The following is a 25,745-nucleotide window of genomic DNA, read 5'->3' as shown; positions in this document are numbered from 1 at the left end:
CAAACGGTTTCGGCGGCCGAGACAATACTCTAGGGAGCTGCACGATTGAGCCCGATAGCGTATACCGGCATCATCATCGCCGTTGCCGTCGTTCTGTTTGTCTGGAACAAAATTCCTGTCGTCCTCGTCGCCATGATGACCGCGCTGGCGCTATGGGCCACTGGGATCTTGACTTTGCCCCAGGCCCTTGCCGGCTTCGGCGATCCAGCCGTGATCTTCATCGCCTCGCTCTTCGTCATCAGCTCTGCTCTTGAAGTAACCGGCGTCACTGCCTGGGCCGGCCAACTCCTGATCAAGGGGGCCGGAGAGGAGAGCCGGACCCGACTCCTTCTCCTGAAGATGATCCTGGTCGCGCTGCTCACCGCTCTGATCAGCGTGAATGGCGCCGTCGCTGCGCTGCTGCCGGTTGTCGTTGTCATCGCGGTGCGGCTCAGGCGCAAGTCTTCGCAATTGCTCATGCCGTTGGTCTTTGCGGCCCATGCTGGTTCTATGCTGGCGTTGACCGGCACGCCCGTCAACGTGCTGGTTTCGGAAGCCGGCGCCGAGGCGGGGGTAGGGGAATTTGGCTTCTTTGAGTTCGCGCTGATCGGTGTGCCGCTGCTCGCAGGCACTATGGCGATCATTGTCGTGTTCGGGCAGCGGCTGCTTCCGGAACGCAATGGTGCCACCATGCCTGCTGATTTCAGCCGCCATGCCAAGACGCTGGTCGAGCAATACGGGCTTGCCAGCGGCCTCTATCAGCTGCGTGTGCGTGCGAGTTCGCCATTTGTCGGTCAGGCAGCTGCGGCGATTGACCTGTCTGCCTATCCGGAACTGAAACTCGTCGCCATCCAGGACAACATATCGAGCGGCCCGCTGCGTAGGGCGGCGATAGCCGAGGGGGACCATCTGCTGCTGCGGGGGGACGCTGACGCGGCGGCGGCATTGGCGGCCAAGGCCCATCTTGCATTCCGCGAGGAGACAAAGACCGGTCAAGGGGAGGAGGTGCTGTTCAACCGCCGTTCCGGCTTGGCCGAAGTGGTCATTCCGCCGCGTTCGGGCCTGATTGGCCAGCGTGTGTTTCCCGGCATGGTGACCGATAGCGGGGATCTCATCATTCTTGCCGTGCAGCGTGGCGGCGCTGAGGCGAAAGTTGGTAGCGTGGCCAAACAAGCTGGCGGTATCGTTCTGCAGGCTGGCGATACCATGCTCCTGCAGGGCACCTGGAAGGCCCTCGATGTTCACCTGAACGATCCCGACGTCCTGGTCGTGAGCTCGCCCGAGCTGGTTCGCCGCCAAGCCGTGCCAATGGGACCCGGTGCGAAGCAGGCGGTTGCGATACTGATCGGGATGGTCATCCTGCTCGCGACCGGAATCGTTCCCCCGGCGGTCGCCGGGCTCCTAGCTGCCGGCGCTGTCATTCTCTCCGGAATCATGAGCGCCGAACAATCTTATCGCGCGATCAGCTGGACCACAGTGATCCTGGTCGGTGCCATGATGCCGCTCTCCACGGCAATGACCGAAACAGGGGCGGCGAAGTTGATGGCCGAGCAACTCGTCTCATTGGTTGGCGAGGCCGGCCCCATCGCGCTGCTGGCCGGGCTATTCGCGCTGACTGCCATCATGGGCCAGTTGATCAGCAATACAGCGACGGCGCTCATCGTCATTCCCATCGGGGTTGCTGCGGCCACAAGCATGGGCGTCTCACCGCAGCCGGTCCTGATGTCCACAGCCATCGCGGCGGCTGCCTCTTTTTTGACCCCTATCGCTACACCGACAAACTTGATGGTGATGGGGCCGGGCGGCTACGCCTTCAGTGATTACTGGAAGCTCGGCCTGCCGCTGCTGATTTGGTTCTTTGTCGTGTCGGTGTTCTTCGTGCCATTGATCTGGCGCTTCTGAGAAAGTGTACTGCGCCAAATGCATTGAGCATTCGTGTCTCTAAAGCATCAGTGATGGATAGTAGGCAGGGATTCCCGGATGCGCTGTGAGAAATCGGGCGCGCTGTCCGCTGCTTGAGCTGCCTCATTGATGAGGGAGCGCCGCCTCAGCTCAGGGAATGGCAACATCGTGTCCACCCGGCCCGAGTGATAAAGATAGCTGTCTATCAGGCCATTGAGAAGATGGCGGATCTCAAACCGGCCCTGCCGCCCGGCGGCGTTGGCGTAACGCACGATGTTGATCGTGCAACTGTTGCTGATCAGATGATACCATTCCGGCCGGTCGGCGAGCTGGTTGATCCTATCGAGGTAGACCAGCAGGAGTCTACGTGCATCCTCGGGCGAGGTATTGAGACGGTAGAGATACACCGTTTCGTGGCGGTAATTGCTGCGCACGCGGACGAGATCGCGCTCGTCGCCTACGACATAGATCAGCTCGAACTGCTTGAAAATGGACGCAATAGGATCGAAGCCCTCTCCGACCTCCGGTCGCGTTTCAATGGAGATGCTCAGTGGCGGGGCGTTATCGAAGAGAAAGCTCAGAAACGTGTGGCCAACAGGGCCCTCGCTCCAATAGGACACGTAGAAATCGATGCCGGTCAGGTGCGAAAGCCACACTTCGCGTTCTTCGTAACGCACCGTGAAATCATCACGGCTGCGGTAGTCGAAATTGCGCACGCCGGTGAGGCGTACGCGATCGCCGTCAATGAAAGCCCTTGGCATCACCGCGACCTCCTGCCGCCACGGGCGATCATGGGAAGGTTGGATGGTGGTCCACCATGCGACCAGGCAGAGAAAGACCATGCCAAAAGCAAACTTCATGTGCCTTCGGCGCGACAACCAGATGGCCCAAAATGCAAACGCGGCGAAGGATGCCGCCAATCCGAGACGCATCCAGGCCCACGGCAGGTTCGAATAATAGATTGCCAGTGTGCCCCATGCGATGAGCATGACCCAGGCCAGGAACCGGATTCCCGAGATCATGTAGCCCAAGAACCGCAATAGGAGCGTGCCGCGCGACTTTGATCGGAACTTCATGCTGGTACCTGCATATCAGATCGCCAATCGCCCCGAAGCTATAGTCCGGAAGAGGGCCTCGCTTCAGCGAGCGTATCCTTACGGATTCTGCCATTTTTAGTGAGGATGAGGAAGTTTCTATCCGGCGCTGGGATGAAGCCGAGTTTCGCCGAGAGATTGCCTGCGACGAACAGAAGGTCGCCAGATCACCATCGCCTTCGGGCGTCATCCCTAGCGCTGCACAGGCTCAAGGCAGGTAAGCCACTCGTTCAAACCTGCGGGCCGCGAAGCGAGAGACCAGCGCCAGCAAGGCGCAGACTGCTGCTCCGATCAGATCCGTACGGACCGAGATCGGCAGGTTCACGAAACCGAGCGACGTCAGGCCTGCAAGAACCGCCATCAATACGGCGGCGCAGAGCAGGATCCAGCTCACTCCGTACAAAAGGGAGGCTGAAATATTGGGTCCCAAGCGCATGGTTTGTTCCTTTTGCGACATGGAAACGGTTTATAGGCACATGCATGAGCTAATCGGCATGCTGATCAAGCGATGCGCTTATGGGATTGCGTATCCGCATTCCATTCATTGCCTTCACATGGGAGTGACAATGATCGACCTGAGAGAACTTAGCCATCGCTTTCTCGCGGGCTTCGCTGGGACTGTACCCGAACTCTCTTCGGAACGCCCGGCTGAAGGTAGAGTGGTCCTCAAAGCCTACATCCTGTGCGATCGAATGGATGGACTGGATTTTGACAGGGTCGCCGAGGCGGCGATGCGCATCTCGCAGCCGTTCACGGTTTATGAAGCGTGCAACGCCACCACTGCACTCAAGTATCCGATATAGCTTAGAACGGGACACTGCCAGGAGACGGCATAGCTGCTCTGAATCGAAATCCGGAGATGCCATATTGCGTCGCACGATATGGAGAGCCCTATCAATCATGAGCGATGCGACAGAGCGAGCAGCAACCTCTGCATGTCCGGCGCTTGGGAGAACGCAAGCCATAACGAAAGAACGCGTCACTGACATGAGACGTCGTGCATGCTCGTCTGAAATATACGAGAGTTGGCGAGAAAGCCCGTCCATATAGTTCGCGAGCAAGGCTGCAAGTGCGGGGTCGAGATTCAGGTTGTGGGCCCGATCGAGGCCGCTCATGTCTGCCTCGAAGAGGTCTCGCGGAAGCATGAGCATGAGTAGTTCGCTACCGTCTGCTCCTCCTGTATATGGCATCGCCAGCGAACAGTGCCCCATGTTCTTGGCGAAGGACGTCGACAGGGTGAGCGCTGCCTGATCCGACGAAGTGCTTCGCGTGAGCACAACACACCAATCGTTTACGGAGGGTCTAGGCCGATGCCACCGCTGATGCACCGTGACATCAGGAAAGAACATCCGCGTAAGTGTAATCTCCCCGAGTGTCCATGAAGAGAACTCAGCCGATAGCTCTGTCCTGCTGTCCGGAGTTGGTAAAAGCTCAACGAACTCAGCTATGAAATTTGGCCAGGCGCTCAAAATATTTGAATGCCGTATATCCATTGCGGAGAGGAATTTTTGGCAAGATGTATGGGTGAAGTGGGCAGACTCAGTAATAGAATGAGTCACGATGACCTCCGCTTGGCACCTAAGTGTAACGCTCTATGAAGTTTTACTCCGCACTAAATCCAGTTGGTTCAGCGAGTTCATATTTTAACTCGCAGCCACTGCAGTAAATTTCATCGGTCACACTCTCAGCGGTGCCTCCGATACCCTTTCTTTCCTCTGTGCTCATGTACCGTTGAGGACAAGCGGGTCGGCCTTCTCCACCTTTTGCAAGGCGTTTGGACTGTCGAAGTCGACCGGGCTTCCCTCACGCGAGATCGTATTGGCTCGATTCTATCATAGGCCTTCGTAATGGGCATGCTTGACTAACTTGGACAATTACTTGACGGATCCGGACAGAAAGGCTCGCTCTCGAGCGGCAGCCTGAAGGTCGCGCGCAACCTGGTTCTCATGAGCACCGGAACTCTGCTGGTTCAGGATGGACCGGATTGTCTGCAGCACTCAGCTTGGTGAGAAGGGGTGACGTGCGGACCTAAGCGCGCAGGCTGCATCTCCTCTCAGGAGAATGTTCAGAAAGAGCAGAGAAGTCCAAAAGGACCGAGATGCTGAGAGCATACGATATCACGAAACATTAAAATCGGCTCGTGCTGCCAAGTTGGGTATCGTGGCAAATTAGCGACATGTGTTCCCGGAATATCTCCACACTCATTCGCAGGATATTAGATTTTACGCCTATCAATGAGCAGTCATGCCTATGAATTGGAAAGGTAAATTCTGTTGTAGCAGGCATTTCCTCTAGGGCAGCTAGTCTCTCCACACAAATTCGTGCGCTTGACCTTACGTCATGTGCGTGTTGGCCATCCCCCAAAGCTTGAGCGAGACCCAGCCTCAGCGGGCAAAGTCTTAACAACGAATGAGCGTCCGCAGCGGCGCATATGGGGCAGCAATGACCAACGCCATCTACACGTTCGAACCTGGTAGCGGAACGATGATCGGTCTCGACTCGACATCGAAGACAGGCAGTTACGTTCTGGCATCTGCCGATAGCGTGAAGTTGGTGATTGCCACCGAGATAAATGAACTCTTCGATCCTGCCTATACTTACACCGAGGGTTTTGGCCAAGGGCTGTTGCTCGGTGGGAATTTTCCCGAGACTTCAGTGAAGTTCTCCGCAACGGACAGCGCCACAGGCCAGCAGCCACAAGCCTTCGATCTGAAGTCGCTATACATGTCCAATGATCTGACCGGCGTCACGCAGACCTATAGGATCACCACGGACTCGGGAGCCTATGAGATCATCACCCTTGCGGCTGATGAGAGCAGGGTAGTCACCTTCACGAACCCCGGTTTCCTTGGCATCAGGTACTTCACGGTCACTGCCGATACCGACCTTGTTTCCGGCAATGGCGCACAAGGCGAGTTTCTCGGATGTGTGGACAGCATCGCCTTGGAGAACATCAGGGCAATCGACACGGTCGCCCCCACCATGACGTCCATCGGAGTGCCGCCGAATGGCACGTATCGGACAGGTCAGACACTGGACTTCACGGTATTCTTCAGCGAGGCCGTCACTGTCGGGGGTGTGCCGCAGCTTGCCATCGATATCGGCGGGCGGACAGTCTATGCGGATTTTGCGCTCGGTGCAGGAGCGTCCTTGACTTTCCGTTACACGGTGGAAGCGGGGCATCTCGGTTGGATCGTTTAGGACAAACGGCGGTACGATCAGGGATGCGGCAGGCAATAACGCGGCGCTGGTGCTAAACGGAGTTGGTTCGACGGCAGGAGTCCTGGTGGATTCAGTCGTGCCGCCCGCGCCGTCCACGCCCGACCTCGCTGCGTCCTCCGATACCGGTACCTCCAACAGCGATAACATCACCGGTGACACCACTCCGACCTTCACCGGCACCGCGGAGGTCGGCGCAACCGTCAGGCTGTATAGCGGGTCCACCGAGATCGGCTCCACTGTCGCCGTCAATGGCACCTGGAGCATCACAAGCTCCACGCTCGCCGCGGGCAGTTACCTCATCACCGCCAGGGCGACCGATACTGCCGGCAACGACGGTCCTGTGTCGCAGGCCTTACAGATCGAGGTTGTCACCGCCGCGCCCGGCACGAAGGTGAACAGCATAGCCTTTTCGTCCGATACCGGAGCGTCCGCCACCGACTTCGTGACCCGCACGGCCAGCCAGACAATCAGCGGCACACTGGACACGCCATTGCAGGCGGGCGAGCGCGTTGAGCTTTCGCTCGATGGTGGACAGAGCTGGACGACCGCTGCCACCGACAACTACACTTCCTGGTCGCTGGCAGCGACGCTGGTTTCCGGCACGCACACGATCCTGGTACGCGTAGCGAATGCCGTCGACGCTGGCGGTGAGAAATACGAGCGGCAATACACTCTCGACACCGTTGCACCGACGCTGGCCATTACCAGCGACATGGCGCGCTTGAAGGCTGGCGAGACGGCGACCATCACTCTCACATTCAGCGAAGACCCGGGTTCGAGCTTCACATGGGACGGGTCCGTTGGTGACATCATGGTCTCGGGAGGAACGCTGAGCGCCATCTCGGGGAGTGGCCTTATCCGCACCGCGACCTTCACGCCCAGCCCGGACACGAACGGCGGCATGGCTTCGATTACGGGGCCGCAGGCTCCTACATCGATGCAGCCGGAAACGGCGGTGGAGCTGGCGCAACACCTAGCCTGACGTTCGACTCCAGCACTCCCACTTTCCAGTCCATCGGATCGTCGCCTTCAGACGGGGCGGACGAAGTTCCGCAGGATGCCGGCATCGTCCTGCGCTTCAGCGAGGCGGTGTTCACAGGTAACGGAGGCAGTATCGTCCTTTACAACGTGACTGACGGAACGGTGATCGAGACTATTTCCTTCAACTCATCTGCCATCACCGGATGGGGAACCCAAACGATCACGATCGATCCGTCGGTCCTTCTACCCCAGGGCAAGAACGTCGCCGTGAAGTGGGGTGAATCCGTCTTCCGCGACGAGGCGGGCAATCCTGTCGCCGAGAACACGACCGACACTCTTCTCGATTCCACCGTGGAAGATCCCAACGACATTCCAACCGCCACCAACCTGACCCAGGTTAAGGCGATTACTGAGGATGGGTCCAGCATTGCCCTGGATCTCATTGTGGTCTCCGACCTGGACGGCTGGGACACGATCACCGCGATCCTCACTCTCAGCGACCCGGTGGCTGCTAGCCTCTCCGTCGGCACCTTCGGCTCTGCGACGTCGGTCTTCAATGCGGCAACCGGCGTGTGGGCCGTCACCGGATCGGTTGCCGACGTGAATGCGGCCCTCGCCGCCGTGACGCTCACGCCAGGGGTCAATTACGACCATTCCTTCACGATCACCACCCGCATCCGCGATGCCGCGGGTACAGGTCCGGCGGACGGCACCATCACGGTCTCTGTCACTCCCGTCAACGACGACCCGTTGGCGAGCGTCCCGCTCAGCATCTCGGTGACGGAGGACACTCCCATTGCCTTGACCGGCATCAGCTTCTCAGATCTCGATGCCGGTGCGGGTAACGTGACAGCAACCTTCAGCGTTGCTGCGGGAACGCTCTCGGCGGACAGCGCAGCGGGCGTGACCGTGGGTGGAACGGCATCAGCGCTGACGCTGACGGGCACAATCGCGCACATCAATGCCTTCATCGCGGCAAGCGGCCTGAGCTATGCCCCGGCGCAGGACGACACCGGTATCAGAGTGCTGACCGTTACGATCAACGATGGCGGCAACAGCGGCACCGGTGGAGTGCGGACCGATACCAAAGTGGTCGACCTGCACATCCAGGCGATCGACGATGTCGCCATCATCGCCGGCGACATGACCGGTTCAGTGACGGAAGACATCGCTCTCGTCACCTCGGGCATCCTGACTGTCTCGGATGTGGATGCCGGCGAGGATGGGTTCCTGGCTCAGCACGATGTCGTCGGCGCTTACGGCACCTTCTCCTTCGACCACACCACAGGCGCTTGGAACTACGTGCTGGACAACGGCGCCGCCGCAGTCCAGGCCCTCAACCAGGGCGAGACCAGGCAAGACACCTTCACCGTACGCTCGGTCGATGGCACCCAGGCAGTTGTGACCGTCACCATCAATGGCACCAAGGATGCCAATGTGATCGACGGAGTGAACGTGGACCGGACTGAGACTGTCAATTCTGATGGCTCGGTCTCGCAGGTGGTTGCAATCCCGGTGGTGGGTCCCGGTCGAAGTGATAGCGATGGCAGCCCTGGCTATGCCGACATCCCGCTGGTATCGGTGGGAGGCCGGGTCATGCTTCTCGTCCAGCTCGGAGTCGGCCTTGGCCTGACAGCCTCCGGCTCTGCTGCGCCCAAGTCGGCGGGCTCCTCGCTGGCTGACCTGATCCGTGAAATCGAGGCCCGCACGACGGTCGGCTCCCCCGACCATGCATCGTTGACAGGAGGCGGATCAGGCTTCCTGACCGGCCTTCAGACCGACATGCCGCTGATCGTGCAGAGCCTTGTTCTCACGCAGAGCGGCGCCACGTCTGGCGTTCCGCTCGTGATCAGCGGCAGCAGCGACGCGGATGCCCCGGCGACCGCGCTCGTCATCGATGCGGTCGGCCTTGCAGCCGGCACGGTGATCGAACTTCAGAACGTGTCCTTCGCCACGATCCTCGGCAATGTGCGGGTGACAGGCGGCGCGGGCTCCCAGGTGGTGTATGGCGACAGCGCCAGCCAGCACATCGTGCTTGGTGCCGATGACGATACTATCCACGGCGGTGGCGGCAACGACTACATCGGCTCCGAGGGCGGCAATGATTGGCTGTACGGCGATGACGGCAATGACACCGTCTCGGGCGGCATCGGCCATGACCACCTGTTCGGCGGCAGCGGCAACGACCGTTTGATCGGGGGCTCGGGCAACGACCGTCTCTACGGCGACAGCGGCAATGACCGCCTCGATGGCGGGGCAGGGCGTGATCGCCTCGAAGGAGGCACCGGCAATGACGCTTTGTACGGAAGGTCCGGCAATGACACGCTCGTAGGCGGCCTGGGACGGGAGAAGCTTTTTGGCGGGGCTGGCCGGGATGTTTTCAAATTCAACTCGGTCGAGGAAAGTCGGGCTGGTTCACAACGCGACATCATCTACGACTTCAAGACGGGATTGGACCGGATCGACCTGCGTGGGATCGATGCCAACGAGAATCTCAGGGGTAACCAGGCATTCTCCTGGAGCGGCGCCGAAGGTCCCTTCCTTTACCGATATGAAGCCGCAGCGGGCTTCACCGGCAAAGCCGGGGAGCTGCGCTATGCCGACGGCATCCTGATGGGTGACACGGATGGCGATGGTCGAGCCGACTTCGAGATCAGGATCGTCGGCACATTCACCTACGGCGACGTGATCCTCTGAACAGGGAGCGGAAGAGGGGGCCTGAGCCTCTCTCCGTCTTGCCGACTTATCATCACTTGAATGCGTGGAGATTCCTATGAAGCGCCTGTTTATGTCCCTGTTATCGCTCGCTGTCGGGACGGCCATGGCCTCGGCCGGCGACCTGCCGCGCCGGACGGCCCCTCGGCCTCCTGAACTAGCCGTCCCGGCTCTCGGTTGGAGCGGATTTTATGCCGGCGTGCACGGCGCCTGGGTCCTCGATAACGGTGATGCGCAGCGCGCTGGACTTTCCGGGGTTTCGCCTGCCGCCCTGCACGACCCATGCGGGTCTGAGTGCCAGCGCCTTAGGTGGGGGCGCCCAGGTCGGCTACCTGTGGGACTTCGGCAGCATGGTGGCTGGCATTGAGGCGGATCTCACCGCTCTGGACGTGGGCCGCTCGCGCAGCTTTGATGGCGCGGACGGCGCGTTTGCCGTGCGCACGGATCTAGGTTCGCAGATGAACTGGTTCGGCGCGGTCAAGGGGCGGATGGGCCTGTCGATGCCGAGCTTTCTACCGTTGTTTATCGGCGGTCTGGCCTATGCGCAGATCGAGCGGTAGGGGCGGATCATGGTCACGCCTCCAGGTGTCGGACCGCAAGCCAACCGCGACGCGTGGACGACCGGCTTTGTGCTTGGCGGTGGCACGGAGCACATGCTGAGTGAGAACGTGTCGCTCAAAACAGAGACGCTGTACTACAAGCTGCAGGACGAAACGCTGGCGCTCACGCGGGCCGGCGATCAGGCGAGCTATCGCTTCGCGAATGACGGCTGGATCAGCCGTGTCGGCCTGAACTTGCGCTTTTAAACCCGGATCAACCGATGATTTTCAGCTGATCAGGAGATCAAGATTTCGGGGTAGGTGCCGGGTGCAGTGAAGGACATTCGCTGACCGTCGTTTAACGGCGAATATGGGATACCGGCAGATGAGAAAACGCTCAGCAGTTCGATGTGTAATGCTCTCGAGCTTTGCACATGCGGTGCGGGTTAGCGGCCCTGTTTAGTTGCAATCCAAATCGTGTGTCTTGCGCCCCTGCGCGTTCCGTGGGCACGGGCACCTACTTCATCCACTTTAAATCCCGATTTGCGTAATTGCTGGGTGAAGGCTTTATTCGGAGCCGATGACCACACGGCAAAGACACCTCCAGGGGTCAGTGCTGCCCGAGCCGAGCCAAGCCCCGACAAGTTGTAAAGACTATCGTTGGTCTGACAAGTCAGCCCCTCGGGTCCGTTGTCGACATCCAGCAGGATTGCATCGTAAGCGGACCGGCGCGATCTTATGAGGCTGCCGACATCCCCTTCGAAGATGCTGACGCGCGGATCCGCAAGGCTTTCGCCGAATACCTCGGCCATGGGACCTCGGGCCCATGTCACGACGGCGGGTACCAGTTCAGCCACGGTGATCTGTGCATCGGGCCCGAGTTCAGCAAGCGCGGCGCGAAGCGTAAAGCCCATCCCCAGCCCACCGATAAGGATCCGTGGACGCTCGCGGCCCTGAAGCTTCAGGCAGGACAATCTGGCGAGCGCCTCCTCGGAGCCACTGAGGCGGCTATTCATCAGCTCGTTGCTACCCAACATGATGGAGAACTCGGCCCCACGCCTCTTGAGGCGCAGCTCGCCCCCGTCGCTAGGGATTTTCGCCGTATCGAGTAAGACCCAAGGAATCATGAAAAGCTCTTTGGACAGCACCACCTGCGTTCCGAGACCATGCATGATGGAATGCATTGGCCGGGAACGCCGATCAGTGGATACACGCTCACCCATACCTTTGGCCAGTGCGCCAAATTCTCTTGCTCATGATCGCTTTCACAGGACGATGTGAATGAGCGCTATCGCTTGCCGCCGGATGGCTTGGCCGGCGTTCCGGCTTTGCCCTGATTTGCGAAGGGTGATGTCGGGATTGCTTCCTTCGGCTTGTCCTTCTTCGGCTTCTTTGCTTCGCGGTTGCTGCGCTGCTCACCTCTGGCCATGGCTAGCCTCCGATCGTCAGACAGTTCATGGGAGAAATTGTCTCACTCGTGGGCTGGTTTGTCGAGCAGACGGTCGAAGTCGGCCAGCACGCGGTCGATCAGCTTGCGGCGGCGCAGATCGCTCGCATCCAAGCTCTGTGCGAAGAGGCCAAGCAGATAGCGTGCTTTCTCAACGGCCTCTGGCCAATCGGTCGCGGGTGCGGCTGCCAGCAGGTCTTCGAGCGCTGCCTGTCTTGTGCGTAACGCTTTCTGATCGGCTTCGACTTCCGACCGGAGCCGCCGAAGATCAGTAGCCTTCTGTGCTGTCATGCCGCGATGAGCATCGAGATTGGTCGGTCGATCAGCCATAGTCTTGTGCCTCCGTGTCGGTTGCCTGTGCATCAAGTGGCAAGTCGATCTGCTACGCACGTTCACTCAGCAGGCGGGCCAGCGTTTTGGCCAGGCGTTCATATTGTTCAGCGGGCTCGGGTAACACGCCCTGCCACTCGTGAGCGCGAAGCGCCCAAGCAACGTCGGAGAGGCTGCCGAGAGGCTCGTGCGGCCAAGCAGGCTCGCTGGTGGGCATGAGGATCATAAACTGCCGTGAAGCCTTCATACCCACGCGGGCGACGTACAGGATCTCATCATCCCGTCGAAGCCGTGCGACCGGTTCGTAAATCCGGGATCCGTGGAAGAAAGCTTCGCCGTTGGTCAAATCTCAGAGGCCCTTGCAGTGATCTGACTCTCGCGTACGGCGCGCTCGCCGAAGCCCGATGATTTGATGCGATAGGAGACTTCACCGGTCTGATCGGCTGGCATGAGGCGGGTAACCTCGTAGATACCGCTGGCGCTCGCACGTTTATCCGAGAAGTTCGGATGGGTGATGCGAACCAACTGATGAATTTTGTATTTGTGAGACATTCTCTTCTCCTGAAGCACGACCGGAATGGAGCAGGGAAACGCGCGTCTCCCGCATGGGAGTTGGCGATCCAAACGAAAAAGCCGCCCCACGTGGGAGCGGCTTCGAGACTTAGCGGCACAGGCTGTGTTCTGTGCCGATCATCAAGGATCACGCGTTCTCGATGTTATTGACGGCGATCTTGCCGGAGCGGCGGTCTTCAGCCGTGTCGAAGGCAACCTTTTGGCCTTCAACGAGGTTACGCATGCCTGCGCGCTCAAGGGCGGTCGCATGGACGAACACGTCCTGGCTGCCGTCGCTCGGCTGGATGAAGCCGAAGCCCTTCATTTCGTTGTAGAATTTTACAGTGCCCGTAATCATGGGGGTAGCCTTTCGCGATTGCTGTAGATGCACGTGAGCGAAGGCGTGCGGAAGCACGGCCTTGTCTCGGTTCGTCGATGTAATGGTAAGAAAGTCCGAACGTGCGCCTGACAAAGTCAAAAGCGAAACGACCCGATTGTCCGGCCAAAATCCGATAAGAACTATATAGGCTCTTTCTTAATCGATAACAAGTGCTGCGTTTTTTCTCGTTAAAACTAGGCAGAAATCAGCAGGGCTGGTTGCGATCTAGGGATGAACTAGGATGAGACAGCGCTGCTGCTATTGGGTATTCAACTTGGGTTCCTTCACCTGCCTCCGAACCGGTAAAGTCATCAAAGTGATCATTGCGAGCCACACATTAAGGCTTCCGTAACGCTCACATGCCGCTCAATGTTATCGGCCTTCCGGAGAACCCTAGGCGATGGCTAAGCCTCCATCCTGGATCCGGGGCGCTTACTGCCTGCCTCTGCCTTTTGGGCTGAACTCTCTTCAAGCGTCGGATAGACGCCCGCCAGCACCTGGCCGAAATGGCGGCGCAAGGCATTGTTGCAGCCGCACGACAAGCTATCCAATTTGTCCAGATCGCGGACCCGAACGCCGCCTCTGCGGGTCTCTAGCAAGTTCTTGCGTTTCAAGGATTGGATGACCCGGCTGACATAGCTTCGGCCGACACCCATCATGCTGGCCAACTGCTCTTGGGTCAGGGGTACGTCATGATCACCTGTTCGATCGATTGCAGCCAGCAGCCATTTCACCGTCCGTTGCTCGATCGTATGGACCGCGTTGCACGCCACCGACTGGAACACTTGCGCCAGCATGCAATCCGCGTAGCGGGCGAACAGGTGACGCAGGCTCGGCGAGCGGGTTTCGAACTCCTCCAGGTCGGCTGTGGAAAGGCGCAGAAACGGACCTGGGAACTGGACCTCTGACCGGGCAAAGGCCGGCAGACGTCCTTGACTTACGATCCCGCCGATTGCGCCTTCACGCCCGATAAGGGCCGTTTCCACGGTGATGCCTTCATCGAGCTCAACCACAAACGAGGCAAGGCTGGGACCACAAGGGAAGTAAACGAATCTGACCTCGTCCCCAGGCTGGTAAAGCCCCGATCCGGCTTCGCCCTCCCATTCCTGCAGCGAGGGCGCAACGATGTTCAAATCCTCCGACCTGAGAGCACTCAACAAGTTATTCCCGGCAATCCTCTCCCTGAGGCGCGACGGGATAGTGGCAGGTTGCATGAGACCGTATTCTCCAACGACTTCGGCAATAGCAACGCGTCAGGGCAAATAATGTTCAATTGTGAACTTATCCGTGTCCATATGTGCACTTGTGGACAGACAGGGTGCGCTTTGCCTGTCACAAGGACGCATGAGCATCCCCATATGACGAGTCTATTGGCTTCATGAGCCAGATGTCGGGCCCGGCAGTCCAAGCACGGGATTCAGCCGCCGATCTACGGTGCAATCGAAGCCGCATACTCGTTGAGGTTTTCCATGACATTTTCGCCATATGCCGATGCCGCTCCGATCCCGACGGGCGTACCGGGCCTCGATAACATTCTGACCGGCGGGTACGCCGCCAACCGAGCTCATCTCATCGAGGGGCGGCCCGGTTCCGGTAAGACGACGTTGGGGATGCAATTTCTGATCGCCGGCGCTCAGCAGGGCGAGACCTGCCTCTACATCACTTTGTCCGAGAGCAAGCGTGAGCTTCTGTCCGTTGCCTCCCGCCACGGCTGGTCTCTCGAGGGCATCGAGATCTTCGAACTGGTTCCGCCGGAACTGAGTCTCGATCCGAAGCAGGAGCAGAGCTTGGTCTATGCGTCCGAGCTGGAACTGGGCGAGACCGTGCGAATGGCCCTGGCGGAGATCGAGCGGGTGAAACCCAGCCGGGTTGTCTTCGACTCGCTCTCCGAGATCCGACTGCTCTCTCAGGGCTCCCTGCGCTACCGACGGCAGGTTCTGGCGTTGAAGAGCTATTTCCTGCTCAACGATGCGACCGTCCTCATGCTTGACGATCTCACCTCCGAGCAGGATGACCTCAATCTGCACTCCATCGGTCACGCCGTGATCCGCCTCGACCAGATCGTGCCGATTTATGGATCGGAACGGCGCCGGATCACGGTGACGAAGATGCGCGGCACCGCCTTCCGGGGCGGCTACCACGATCTTATCATCCAGCGAGGTGGACTGCGGGTATTTCCCCGCCTCGTAGCGGCCGATCATCACGCCGCGTTCGCATTCGAGACGGTTCCCAGCGGCATCGACGAACTCGACAACATTCTCGGCGGCGGTTTGAGCCGCGGAACGAGCACTCTCGTCGTTGGACCCTCGGGCGCGGGCAAGTCAACTTTGGCGCTGGGCTATCTCTTCGCCGCCCTGGAGCGCGGCGAGCCCGCTCTGATAATCAGCTTCGATGAGACTATCGGTATTCTCATGCAACGGGCCAAAGGCGTCGGGTACGACTTGGGTCCCTATGTCGAGACGGGGCGGCTTCGCATCGAGCAGATCGATCCGGCTAATGTCTCGCCGGGAGAGTTCGCCGGCCGTGTGCAGGACGCCGTTGAAGAGGATGGGGCGCGAATCGTCGTGATCGACAGTCTGACTGGCTATCTGAACGCAATGCCTGAGCAGCCGTTCATCGTGCTCCAGATGCACGAACTTCTCACCTATCTCAACCAGCAGGGGATCGTGACGATCCTAATTCTGGCTCAGCATGGCATGATCGGCCAAATGGCCTCACCGATTGATCTTACTTATCTCAGCGATACCGTCGTCCTTCTGCGCTTCTTCGAGGCCAACGGCCGCATCCGGCGGGCTTTGTCGGTGGTGAAGCGACGCACGGGATCGCACGAAGATACAATTAGAGAATTCCGGATCGACGGCCAGGGGTTGCGCGTTGGTTCGCCACTGGAGCAGTTCCGGGGTGTGTTGACGGGCGTACCGACATTCGAGGGTCAGCGCGCCTCGCTTCTGGAGGAGCGTGAGACCGACAATGATGGAGTCCGATGAGGTGTCTGTGCTGATCCTTGCCCCACACGGGCGAGATGGTGCTGTCGCATCGGCGATCCTCGGTGAAGTCGGGCTCTTGGCTTCGGTCTGTTCTAGTCTTGAGAACCTTGTCTCGGGATTAGAAAGGGCGGCTTGCGCTGTGATCACGGAAGAGGCGCTCCTCAGTGCAAACCGCCGCGAGCTCGCGGAGTGGATAGAGAAGCAGCCGCCGTGGTCTGACCTACCTTTCATCCTGCTCACCCATCGGGGCGGCGAACCCGTTGAGCACCTCGCGGACCTGCTTGGGAACGTGACGGTGTTGGAACGCCCGTTCCATCCGACCGTCTTGGTGAATGCCGTCAGATCCGCCTTTCGGGCGCGGCAGCGGCAGAGAGAGGTAGAGGCGCATCTCAAGGAGCGTGAGCGCACCCACGAGCGTCAGGCGCTGCTGATCCGCGAACTGCATCACCGGGTCAAGAATACCCTTGCGACGGTCCAGGGACTCCTCGGGGCGACGGCCCGCTCCACGCGCTCAGTAGACGAGTTCTACCGCTCCTTTGCGGACCGGATCATCTCTCTGTCCAATACACACAATCTTCTCACCGAAGATTATTGGCAGACGGCGCCGCTGATTGAGATGTTCAGGAACGAGCTGGCCCATTACGACGATGGCGCGATGCGGCGCATCACTCTTGATGGACCGCGTGTGGAGCTCTCGGCCGACCTGGCCGTGCCGGTCGGCATGGCCGTGCATGAGCTGACCACGAATGCGGCCAAGCACGGGGCACTTTCGGTTCCGGGCGGACAGATCGCTGTGACTTGGACAATACGGGATTTGGAAGCAGGGCGTCTGCTGATCATCGACTGGGTTGAGCGAGGCGGCCCAAAGGTGGAGCAGCCACGGCGCAAGGGGTTCGGCTCCACTTTGCTGCATCGGGTGCTGACGCATCAATGCCACGCAACGATCAGCATTGCCTATGATCCCGAGGGCTTGTCCTGTCACATGGAGATCCCTCTGATCGAGGATCGCCTCGTGCCGGAATATTGATCGTTCAGGCAGCCTGGATAGCCGAAGCCCCTCTTTGTCACAGCCCGGCGATGAACTCGATCACGATCCTGATAATCGGGGAGGGCCGTTTCTGACAGATTACCGTTTCTGGCAAATTACAATGAAAAAGCCGGCGTTCGGACGGATCGAGATGTCGACGAAGCTAGCCTTATTTTAAGTTGGGTCTGTGGAAATATGCGCCCCTCGGACCATTTTAGGCTTTTTGGATCATCCGAATCCCTACTGGAGCGACCGGCTTAGCGAGTCTCCACACGTCCTGGGGCTGTCGCCGCCAACGGGAAATCGCCCTGAAACCCGCAGCCGCAAGGCTTTTTGTATTTCGCCGTTGCGAACGTGGCCTAGTCGAGAAGAGGGCAGGGGATTTGGGGCGCCCTGTCACGCTTTGCTCAACGGGTGCCAGCTGGGGTGTCATCTTCTGTTGGATTGCGTGTGTGCGGATACGACGAAGCCCTTGGACCAGATGGCTCACGAGGGCTTTTTTGTGTTTGGTTGCGGGGACATGAAACCACCGACAGTTTGATGGTATAGTGTATTACGTTTTGTGAGCTTGTCTGCAACAGGACCTCCAGGTTCCGCAGCCTTAACGTCAAACTGGGATAGCTAGCAGGACTTTCATGAGCGCGCATTTGCGGCACGGTCCAAAAATTTTGTTATCTCTTCTCGTGCGTCCGCTCGCTTGCAGCCGGCAGTGCGAGACCTTCCTTAAGGTACTAGCTTGGTCGGCTGACGCAATCTAAGAGGCTGACTCACAAAAGTCCTGCAATCTTTCAGAGTCTTGCGAGCGGTCTGGTCAGCGCCTGGATATGGGCGATGAGGATCCAGGTCGCCGCGCTTTCAATGGAGGCTTCGAAGCGCTTGGCTAGGTGCCCACAGTGTCCAAGCCAAGCCAAGGTTCGCTCCACAACCCAGTGCCGCTAGAGCACCGCAAACCCTTTGATCGCTTCCGAGGGCTTGACGATCTCGATGGTCCTTCACCCAGAACTGCGACGGCGTCGCGCAGATTGTCTCGCGCATCTAAAGCGGCAAACAGTTAGCATCTATTTGAGAAACCGCTTATCGGAGTCGTGGAACGATCCTTCGCCTACTTCGAAAGGCCGGGGAAAAGCGAGTTGTAGATCGGGTCGACTGCGGTAAAGCTCGCGGGCGGATTTTGGAATCTTAGAACCATCAGCATACTGGCCATAGTACCACCATCCCTTCAAGGGAATTGGAAGAGACTCGCTCGCCAAAGCGCGCCCATACCACCACCAGAGGTCTTGAACCGCGCTGTTTGCTGAGGCGTAGCGCTCTGTCATGAGGGCGCCGACAGGGCCGTACTTTGTGAAATGATAGAACTTCAGTGAAGAGCCGTTGGCATTTAAGTATCCTGCTTCATCGATCGAGATATGGCGTTTGCTCAAATTCCAACTGGCGACATTATACCCTGGATCACGCAAGACAGAGAAATTGTCAAAAAAGCAAGGGATGAGGTTGCACCACTTTTGGTCAACGAAAAGGCCAATGTCGTGACGTTCATGACACCAGTCATCAAGGCGATCACGCCACCATGACGCAAATCGACGACCCTCCTCACTGTTCGATACTCCGATGAAACCAAGATTGAATACTCCGTGCAGTAGTGAGCCGACTTCATTGTCTAAAATCGCTTGATGATCGGCGCGAGCTTCAGGGTCGACTTGATGAGGGGTGAGAATGATCGAATGCGACGCAAGGCGATCGACTGCCTCATCCATTCTGCTGAACACGGCGATGTCTGGATCGAAATAGAGAACTTGATCAACATCCGGCTGCCGGAGGATAAAGTCCAAGGCCCGGCCTTTGATAGCAGTGCAAGCCTCAACGACATCGAGACCAAAGATCCACCTTTCCGTCTCGGCGCCCAAGAGTTCATCAACGCGAATGACATGATCGAAGCATTCTTGCCGCCAATCAATCAGGAGATCCGGCGGACTTTGGTCAACGAGGATCGCCCACAATGTCCACTCTGGATGGACACGGCGAATCGAGTGAGCCAGTACTCGCGCGCGATCCAGATAAGCATAGCTAAAGCTCGTAAACGCATGAACCTTCATTTCAAGCGTCCAGCGCAAGATATGTGAGCGTCATGCTGCTCATGCGCCGCGTGGCCGCGCAGGCCGCTCTTTCCGCGCGCGCTTTGCGGCCCAGGGTCATAGCTCCTCCCGTTGCGAAGAACGTGAGCAGTTCCGCTTCATCGGAGAGGATGACTCCCCGTCCACACTCGCCAATCGCTGCGGCGACGTTTCCGGAGGAGCGATGCGTCACGACGTAGGCGCCGCTCTCGAGTCCCTCATATGTCGCCAAGGAGAATGTTTCCTGGGTAGTAGGCCACTGCACGATCAGGTCAATGCCATGCGCTTCCAAAGCCTGCGACATGGCAAGAGGATGTTCCGGCGTTACACGCACCTCGACATGCCTTATCTTCTGCAATTCAGGTGCCCTATAGTTGCCTCGCTCACCAAGAACGAGAAATTCGTAACGGCCAATTTCGCTATCGCTACTTGTAGCCAATCGTTCAAATGCCAGCCAGCCCTTCTGCTCGACGGGCAGTCCAACAAAAGCGACTCTTATCGGTGCATCATCATCAACTGCTCGCGGGACAGGACGTAGGCGCCACGCCAATTCAATATGCGGATTGACATGCATTCTCGATGACCGGAGGCCTGAGCGAGCGAGCCAAAAAGTGAGCGCTGATTGCGATGGCGCAATCACGTGGATCTCGAATTGATCGAAGAAGGCCTTCATTCGCCGCATGTGGTCCGCGCGATCTTTCCCATAGACGCATATGAGACAGGAATCCGAGCTAATATCTGGCGCGCCGCAAAACTCCCTGTTATTCCGGCGCAAGATATAATTGGGGCAAATACTGAAGAAGTCGTGCACCCAAAACCAGCAAGAATCCAAGCCACTGGCAGAGATTAATTCAGCTACACTTTCGATCCGATGGCCCAGTAGTTGGTGAATCGTGACATCAATGAGCCAGCGCGACGAATGCAGAGCACCCATGGTCGCTGTCAATGCGCTTGACCTGCAATAGCAGATCAAGCGCCCGTTCAAGATGAGGCCAAGGATGGGATCACTTTCCGTATCAGCCAACCTGAGCCCTGGCTGGCGCGGAAACGCGACCAGATAGTCCACATCGGACGCGTGACAGCATTGCTCCTCCCTTGAAAGGCAGGTCTGAATACCCCCAATGCTAACACGATAATTGTCATGAGTTATTGCCAGTAGAAGTCGGCGAGAACCGGCTTCTGCTCCAGTCTCGATAATCCTGGCAATCTCATCAGAGCTCGCGAGCGTCGCTCCAATGGCGGGCTCTTGGTATCGTTGTGAAAGGGTTTCGAGGTCCGGCGGCAGGGTCAAAAGGGGCGACATCGCCGGGGCAAGCTGCGTGCGTCTCAACTGAGCCGCGTACAAGTCTGTCCAAACCGCAAAGGCGGATCGAACCTTGCCATCTGCCCGGAAAACGATGCGCCGCGCGAGCGACCTAGCCTTTCCATCGACGCCGAAGACTAGCGGCTTCACCCAGTTGCGCAGAGTGCCACTTCGGTGGAAGATTAGACGCTGACCGATCGACTCTGCTCGTCGATCTTTCGTTTCGATCCCCAAATCAGACATGTCAGTAACAACTCGGAGCGCCAAGAGAGTCCGCTGCGCGAACCGCTAAGCGTCAGTCGTTCGCAGAAATATCGGCAGAAGTCTATACTAAATAACGTTCTAAAAAATGTCGGGACGAGTTTATACTATTGCTTTGATAGTGGGGAAAAATTCCAGGGTGCCATTCCATTCATTCATTGTTCTCAAGGTCTTGCCACTCGATTGACCGGCCCGGAAGAGACGGATCATACTCCGCGCCGGCGCCGCATGGAGAACCAATCTTCATTGCGCAATATTGTAACTTGCTGGCCGTCCCAAACTGCTTTACCGGAGGCCTTGGGCTGCCTTAACGCCGCCGAGCGCACTGATAGCAAAGGATAGCCAGTCCTGCGACGCATCATGGGGTAAGCGCCTATAATGGATATATATTTAGTAGACTCTCGATATGGGAAAATTGACGTCCCTGATGTAGAGGGCGACCTTATTGGAAAATTTATCAATAAATATGGCGAATGGGCATGGGATGAAGCTGTATTCGTTGCTTCACTTCTTGATCAGGGATCTCGTCTGCTAGATGTCGGAGCCTATTTAGGTACATTCGGCTTGGGCGTCGGCATACACCAAATCTTGGCGAACACATGCTACGTAGAGGCGAATCCGCAGATTTTTCCCTACCTGAGGGACAATATTAGACGACTTAAGCGCCACCCGTCGCAAGTCGTATCGGCTTTGGTCGTGCCGACTGCTACTCGTCCCATGTCGGGCTTCATGTCTGAAGGGAACTTTGGCTCACTTTCCTTCGCCGAGAATGCCCAAGGGCAACCGTTTGGTGAAATGCCGGAATCGACCATCTCTCTTAAGGAACTGCGGGATCTTTACGGCCCTTTTGATCTGATCAAGCTCGATGTCGAGGGCATGGAGCGTGAGCTGATCCAGTCGGACGCCGACTTCTTCCGCAGTGGCGCTTGCAAGCTATGGCTGGAGTGCAATGAAACCCCTGCCTCACTCCAGCTCGCTGAGCTTCTGTTGGAGTTAGGTCTGGAAGTATATTACTTTGCTTTCCCTTCGTATAATCCCAATAATCTGCGTAACGATCCCGATCCTATTTTCCCCTTTGCCCATGAATCTGGGCTACTGGCAGGAAAAGAACTAAATCCAAAATTGGATTCAATCCTTGAGGCACATCAGTGCCTCTTGTTCCGTATCAACTCTGTTGAAGACTTGCGCGCCGCAATGTGGCGCACGCCACGATGGGGCAAAGCGGAATGGGAAGCTAAATCCGCACGTGAGGTTGCCCGACTGGCCAGCAGAGAGATGCTCGGCCAGGACTTTGCAAGCTTTCTCTCGAATGATGCGCCTGCCCCGCAATGGCAGGACGGTAGCGCCATTGCCAACCAACTGCACGATCTCAAGGCGCAGCTGCAAAGGCAGCAGGAGGCTCTTGATAAAGAGTGCCAGACATCTGAACAGTTCTATCGCCAGGCCGAAGCTCGCGGTCTGGAGGTGGCAGCACTGCAATCTGAATTGCGTTCACTGACCGAGCAGATCGCCGCTCTCAACGAAAATATTCGGCATGGTCAAGAAGCCTTTGATGCCCAGTCCGCTCAACTGTCGCAAATTCGTGATGTGGCGAGCGAAAGGCTATTTCAATTGGACATAGCCACTGCACGGGTAAAGAGCGCTGAGGAATCGGCTGCCCGGGCACAGGCACGCATGTTGCAGTCAACCCGGGTACTAGGACGTGAAAGAGACGAACTGCGCGCCGCACAACAGACCCTGCAAGACGCTCTTTCCGCCTTGGAGGCGCAAAACGCGGCCCTTGATCAGGTCAACGACGATGGTACGCCTGTCCCCGATGCTCAGGCTCCTTTGAATTCCGAATCTGCGGCCAACACGCTTCGCAGGAGAATTCGCAATTCATCTTTGTATCAGAGACTGCTTCGGACGCACGTGAACCGCCTTCGCCGACTTCTCAGAAAGGGAGGGAGGTCATGAGCGACAAGAGCGGCCTGATGAAGAATCTGCTTGAAGACCATGAGTATATCCGCTGGGTCGCAATTGGTGACGACTTCGATGAGGCTTACTATTGCGCAAAGAACCCAGATGTCGCGCAATCGGGCATAGATGCGCGTCTCCACTACCTAAGAACAGGTTGGTTAGAGGGACGAAATCCGAATACATGGTTTGATAGCGCATACTATCTTCTCCGGAATGCGGATGTGGTTGCGGCGCAAGTCAACCCCTTGCTTCACTATGTTTGGCAAGGTCGCCTGGAGGGGCGCATCACCAAGCGACCCCATGATGCCGTTCGGACAATCATCGAGAGGGCGCGACCGTCTCATCATCGAGCCGTACATTTTCCGCAAACTGCGCCGCTGCCAGACGAGATCGATTACCTCATCGCCAGGATTAGCGAGCACAAGACAGGCGGCCTTGTCGTCTCCTTTGGGCACGATGACTACGCTGAAAATATCGGCGGAGTTCAGCGCTTAACGGGTGAAGAAGCGACAGACTATGCCGCATCTGGCTGGCAGTATTTGCATCTTTCTCCCGCCCGCCCTCTGCCCATGCTGAGTCCTGAGCGTGAACTCGACCACTATATTTTCTCGGTGCGTCTCGACGGGGATATCTTTGGACCTGCAAACGCCGCACAGATCCTCACGCTGCTGATAGAGCTATCGCAAAATGGAAGAGCTATCGACTTTATCATCCACCATCTGATGGGACAGTCTCCTGAAGTTGTGGCGACGATTTGCAATTCCGTGGCAGACGCAGAAGCGTATTTCTGGCTGCATGATTTCTATGCGTTATGTTCGAATCATAATCTCCTGCGAAATGACTGGAAATATTGTCATGCGCCCGGGCGCGACAGCACGGCATGCCGAATTTGCGCCTATGGTCGAGAACGTTCGGATCATCTGGAACGCATCGCGCATTTGTTCGAACAGATTAGGCCGTCGATATTGGCACCTTCGCAAACGCCTTTGAGTATCTGGCTGGATAGATCCAGCCTGGATCACAATAGGGCGTACGTCGTCTCCATAGGCAAGCTTGTCGTAGCCGAGGATCCTGTATTGCCGCGTGTCGGCGGCCCTCTGCGCATCGCCTTCATCGGGCATGATTCACATGCAAAGGGCTGGACGACTTTTCAAGCTCTGCTGGATCGCTTTTCCGGTGATGCACGCTACGACTTCATCCGCCTTGGTGTCGAGGGGGATACGCCGAGCGGGGACAACCGTTGTCGTCACATCCATGTTAGGGCGGATCGGGATGATCGGGATGCCATGACGCTGGCCCTCGCCGAAAACGAGATTGACGCTGTTCTCCTCTGGCCTGCCTGGCCTGAGACCTTCAGCTATGCGGCGCATGAAGTTCTTGCAGCAGGATCGTTTCTCATTACCCATGCAGATGCTGGCAATGTGCCTTCAGTGCTTGCAGCATATGTCCCCCTACAGGGCGTTGTGCTGGAAAATGTAGATGAATTGTTCGAACTGTTCGCGGCCGGCGATAGGCTTGCGGCGTTGCTGAAGAGGCCGCGTCAGCAAGGTGTGATTCTTCCTCACCAAAATACGACCCACATGTCGCTCAAACGTCACGCTGTGCTACGCGACCAGCGTCAATCGGCGTGGATGGAGACCGCCCTTGCCTAAGGTCCATTGCTTTACAAGCGCGAGCTTTGCCTATCTCGACCGGGTACGGGTCCTCGCCGCGACACTGAAGACCTATAATCCGGAGTGGGAGCTCACTCTCTGCCTTTCAGATCAGGAGCCTTCTGGCTGGCGCTTCGACACTTCCGCCGAACAGATCGACCATCTGGTTCGCATTTCCGAGCTGGATATCGAGGACCTGCAACGGTTTATCTTCGACCATAACGTTATTGAGCTTTGCACGGCCGTAAAAGGGGCCATGCTATCCCGACTTTTTGCGCAAGGCGCGGAGAAAGTGGTCTATCTGGACCCGGATATTGCCGTGTTCGGCAGCCTCGACGAGCTGTCGCGTCTCCTTGACCATCATGACATTCTTCTCACGCCGCATCAGTTGAGTCCGGACGACGATATATCGGCGATTGCTGACAACGAAATGGGATCGCTGAAGTATGGCATATATAATCTTGGCTTTATCGCCGTCGCCAATACGTCTGAGGGCCAGCGCTTTAGCCAGTGGTGGGCACGCCGCTTAGCTATCCATTGCTTCGACGAGGTGGCGAACGGGCTTTTCACAGATCAGAAATGGTGTGATTTGGTGCCCGCATTCTTCGCTGGTGCGCATATTTTGCGCGATCCCGGCTATAATGTCGCCAGTTGGAACCTCAGCCAGCGCCCGATATCGATCGACGAGAATGGCACTGTTTACGCAGGCGGAAGTCCACTCAAGTTTTTTCATTTTACTAAGATCGACTGGGCTGGCGAAGTGGCAATTGAAAATTATGCCAGGGGGCAGATCGAGACATTTGAGCTATTAAGCTGGTATAAGAACCTGTTGGTGCTCAACAAACCGATAGGACTTCCTGAGCGCTATTGGGCTTATTCGATATACGCGGATGGCTCAGCAATATCAGATGAACATCGTCTGCAGTATCGGACCGACCGCGCTTTACGCGAAAAGTACCCGGATCCATTCGCAGCAGGGGCAGCCATTTTTGAGAATACATGATGCTGCCCTGACGCTCCTTGTTAGGGTCCGGGCACGTTCCGAGACAAAAGGCCAAGGTGGATTGAGGCTTTCTGCTGATAGGCTATGCCGAGCGGTCAACCTGACGGAGCTAGAGACCGAGAAGGCCTCCTTCATTTGCTCTCGCGATACGAGTCGACGATACCCAACATTTCGGTGCATCCAAATCGGGCAGCGGTTTACCGCCGCAAAGTCGAAGAACTGGAGAACTTGCTCGAAGACACTGAACACAAGGATGATGCAATGGAACTGATCCGCTCGCTGATCGAGACGATCGTTCTGAC

The 25,745-nt window shown here is 57.6% G+C and carries 23 protein-coding genes and 1 pseudogene; 11 read left to right on the top strand and 13 right to left on the bottom strand.

Going from position 1 to position 25,745, the window contains the following annotated elements; translation table 11 throughout:
- Positions 1 to 45: 45 nt before the first annotated feature.
- A complete protein-coding gene (locus AB4Y85_RS13980; protein ID WP_441985516.1) occupies positions 46 to 1,881 on the top strand; it encodes an SLC13 family permease in 1,836 nt (611 codons plus the stop codon).
- 47 nt (positions 1,882 to 1,928) lie between these two features.
- On the opposite strand, the gene AB4Y85_RS13975 is transcribed toward AB4Y85_RS13980, so the two are convergent.
- The 3 genes from AB4Y85_RS13975 to AB4Y85_RS13965 form a co-directional block, all read right to left on the bottom strand.
- On the bottom strand, positions 1,929 to 2,903 hold the full coding sequence (locus tag AB4Y85_RS13975; RefSeq protein WP_441985515.1) for an Lnb N-terminal periplasmic domain-containing protein: 975 nt from the start codon (positions 2,901 to 2,903) through the stop codon (positions 1,929 to 1,931).
- Between the two features lie 280 nt (positions 2,904 to 3,183).
- Positions 3,184 to 3,411: a hypothetical protein gene (locus AB4Y85_RS13970; RefSeq protein WP_441985514.1), complete on the bottom strand. Its 228-nt coding sequence runs from the start codon at positions 3,409 to 3,411 to the stop codon at positions 3,184 to 3,186.
- Positions 3,412 to 3,460: 49 nt separating this feature from the next.
- The gene (locus tag AB4Y85_RS13965; RefSeq protein WP_441985630.1) at positions 3,461 to 3,841 is read right to left on the bottom strand and encodes a helix-turn-helix transcriptional regulator; all 381 of its coding nucleotides are present in this window, start codon (positions 3,839 to 3,841) and stop codon (positions 3,461 to 3,463) included.
- A 1,576-nt stretch (positions 3,842 to 5,417) separates the two neighbouring features.
- On the opposite strand from AB4Y85_RS13965, the gene AB4Y85_RS13960 reads away from it, so the two are divergent.
- From AB4Y85_RS13960 to AB4Y85_RS13940, 5 genes are all read left to right on the top strand, one after another.
- Positions 5,418 to 6,176, top strand: a complete 759-nt coding sequence (locus tag AB4Y85_RS13960; protein ID WP_441985513.1) for a hypothetical protein — start codon at positions 5,418 to 5,420, stop codon at positions 6,174 to 6,176.
- Positions 6,177 to 6,261: 85 nt separating this feature from the next.
- Positions 6,262 to 7,179: an Ig-like domain-containing protein gene (locus AB4Y85_RS13955; protein WP_441985512.1), complete on the top strand. Its 918-nt coding sequence runs from the start codon at positions 6,262 to 6,264 to the stop codon at positions 7,177 to 7,179.
- Positions 7,131 to 9,875, top strand: a complete 2,745-nt coding sequence (locus AB4Y85_RS13950; protein ID WP_441985629.1) for a VCBS domain-containing protein — start codon at positions 7,131 to 7,133, stop codon at positions 9,873 to 9,875. Before AB4Y85_RS13955 ends, AB4Y85_RS13950 begins: the two co-directional genes overlap by 49 nt.
- Positions 9,876 to 10,123: 248 nt before the next feature.
- Positions 10,124 to 10,453, top strand: coding sequence for an outer membrane protein (locus AB4Y85_RS13945; RefSeq protein WP_441985511.1), 330 nt, complete (start codon positions 10,124 to 10,126; stop codon positions 10,451 to 10,453).
- 9 nt (positions 10,454 to 10,462) lie between these two features.
- The gene (locus tag AB4Y85_RS13940; protein WP_441985510.1) at positions 10,463 to 10,699 is read left to right on the top strand and encodes an outer membrane protein; all 237 of its coding nucleotides are present in this window, start codon (positions 10,463 to 10,465) and stop codon (positions 10,697 to 10,699) included.
- Positions 10,700 to 10,878: 179 nt separating this feature from the next.
- Here the strand turns inward: AB4Y85_RS13940 and AB4Y85_RS13935 are convergent, their stop codons facing one another.
- From AB4Y85_RS13935 to AB4Y85_RS13905, 7 genes are all read right to left on the bottom strand, one after another.
- Positions 10,879 to 11,559 (bottom strand): hypothetical protein, encoded by a 681-nt coding sequence (locus AB4Y85_RS13935; protein ID WP_441985628.1) that lies wholly within the window; start codon positions 11,557 to 11,559, stop codon positions 10,879 to 10,881.
- Between the two features lie 161 nt (positions 11,560 to 11,720).
- Positions 11,721 to 11,861, bottom strand: coding sequence for a hypothetical protein (locus tag AB4Y85_RS13930; protein ID WP_441985509.1), 141 nt, complete (start codon positions 11,859 to 11,861; stop codon positions 11,721 to 11,723).
- Positions 11,862 to 11,903: 42 nt separating this feature from the next.
- Positions 11,904 to 12,209, bottom strand: coding sequence for a hypothetical protein (locus tag AB4Y85_RS13925; RefSeq protein ID WP_441985508.1), 306 nt, complete (start codon positions 12,207 to 12,209; stop codon positions 11,904 to 11,906).
- A 52-nt stretch (positions 12,210 to 12,261) separates the two neighbouring features.
- Positions 12,262 to 12,555, bottom strand: a complete 294-nt coding sequence (locus tag AB4Y85_RS13920) for a hypothetical protein (protein ID WP_441985507.1) — start codon at positions 12,553 to 12,555, stop codon at positions 12,262 to 12,264.
- Entirely contained in the window at positions 12,552 to 12,761 is a 210-nt protein-coding gene (locus tag AB4Y85_RS13915) for a hypothetical protein (RefSeq protein ID WP_441985506.1), read from the bottom strand. Before AB4Y85_RS13915 ends, AB4Y85_RS13920 begins: the two co-directional genes overlap by 4 nt.
- A gap of 148 nt (positions 12,762 to 12,909) precedes the next feature.
- Positions 12,910 to 13,119, bottom strand: a complete 210-nt coding sequence (locus tag AB4Y85_RS13910; protein WP_441985505.1) for a cold-shock protein — start codon at positions 13,117 to 13,119, stop codon at positions 12,910 to 12,912.
- A 425-nt stretch (positions 13,120 to 13,544) separates the two neighbouring features.
- Positions 13,545 to 14,354, bottom strand: coding sequence for a Crp/Fnr family transcriptional regulator (locus tag AB4Y85_RS13905; protein ID WP_441985504.1), 810 nt, complete (start codon positions 14,352 to 14,354; stop codon positions 13,545 to 13,547).
- A gap of 255 nt (positions 14,355 to 14,609) precedes the next feature.
- Between AB4Y85_RS13905 and AB4Y85_RS13900 the strand changes: the two genes are divergently transcribed.
- Positions 14,610 to 16,127: an ATPase domain-containing protein gene (locus AB4Y85_RS13900; RefSeq protein ID WP_441985503.1), complete on the top strand. Its 1,518-nt coding sequence runs from the start codon at positions 14,610 to 14,612 to the stop codon at positions 16,125 to 16,127.
- On the top strand, positions 16,114 to 17,154 hold the full coding sequence (locus AB4Y85_RS13895) for a sensor histidine kinase (RefSeq protein WP_441985627.1): 1,041 nt from the start codon (positions 16,114 to 16,116) through the stop codon (positions 17,152 to 17,154). The genes AB4Y85_RS13900 and AB4Y85_RS13895 overlap by 14 nt, the downstream gene beginning before the upstream one ends.
- Positions 17,155 to 17,942: 788 nt before the next feature.
- On the opposite strand, the pseudogene AB4Y85_RS13890 reads toward AB4Y85_RS13895, so the two are convergent.
- The 3 genes and pseudogenes from AB4Y85_RS13890 to AB4Y85_RS13880 all read right to left on the bottom strand — a co-directional run.
- Positions 17,943 to 18,143: pseudogene (locus tag AB4Y85_RS13890) on the bottom strand (transposase); the annotation flags it as partial.
- Between the two features lie 69 nt (positions 18,144 to 18,212).
- The gene (locus AB4Y85_RS13885) at positions 18,213 to 19,247 is read right to left on the bottom strand and encodes a hypothetical protein (protein WP_441985502.1); all 1,035 of its coding nucleotides are present in this window, start codon (positions 19,245 to 19,247) and stop codon (positions 18,213 to 18,215) included.
- Position 19,248: 1 nt separating this feature from the next.
- Positions 19,249 to 20,811 (bottom strand): hypothetical protein, encoded by a 1,563-nt coding sequence (locus AB4Y85_RS13880; RefSeq protein ID WP_441985501.1) that lies wholly within the window; start codon positions 20,809 to 20,811, stop codon positions 19,249 to 19,251.
- A 396-nt stretch (positions 20,812 to 21,207) separates the two neighbouring features.
- Between AB4Y85_RS13880 and AB4Y85_RS13875 the strand changes: the two genes are divergently transcribed.
- From AB4Y85_RS13875 to AB4Y85_RS13865, 3 genes are read left to right on the top strand one after another with little or no spacing between them, the layout of a single operon-like run.
- Positions 21,208 to 22,785, top strand: coding sequence for an FkbM family methyltransferase (locus AB4Y85_RS13875; RefSeq protein WP_441985500.1), 1,578 nt, complete (start codon positions 21,208 to 21,210; stop codon positions 22,783 to 22,785).
- On the top strand, positions 22,782 to 24,440 hold the full coding sequence (locus tag AB4Y85_RS13870) for a hypothetical protein (RefSeq protein ID WP_441985499.1): 1,659 nt from the start codon (positions 22,782 to 22,784) through the stop codon (positions 24,438 to 24,440). The genes AB4Y85_RS13875 and AB4Y85_RS13870 overlap by 4 nt, the downstream gene beginning before the upstream one ends.
- Positions 24,433 to 25,443 (top strand): hypothetical protein, encoded by a 1,011-nt coding sequence (locus AB4Y85_RS13865; protein WP_441985498.1) that lies wholly within the window; start codon positions 24,433 to 24,435, stop codon positions 25,441 to 25,443. Before AB4Y85_RS13870 ends, AB4Y85_RS13865 begins: the two co-directional genes overlap by 8 nt.
- Positions 25,444 to 25,745 lie beyond the last annotated feature (302 nt).

Origin of the sequence: Microvirga sp. 2YAF29 (assembly GCF_052114605.1) — a bacterium.
Classification (GTDB): domain Bacteria; phylum Pseudomonadota; class Alphaproteobacteria; order Rhizobiales; family Beijerinckiaceae; genus Microvirga.
Note: the sequence above shows the minus strand (reverse complement) of the source record. Positions and strands in the feature narration are given on the sequence as shown.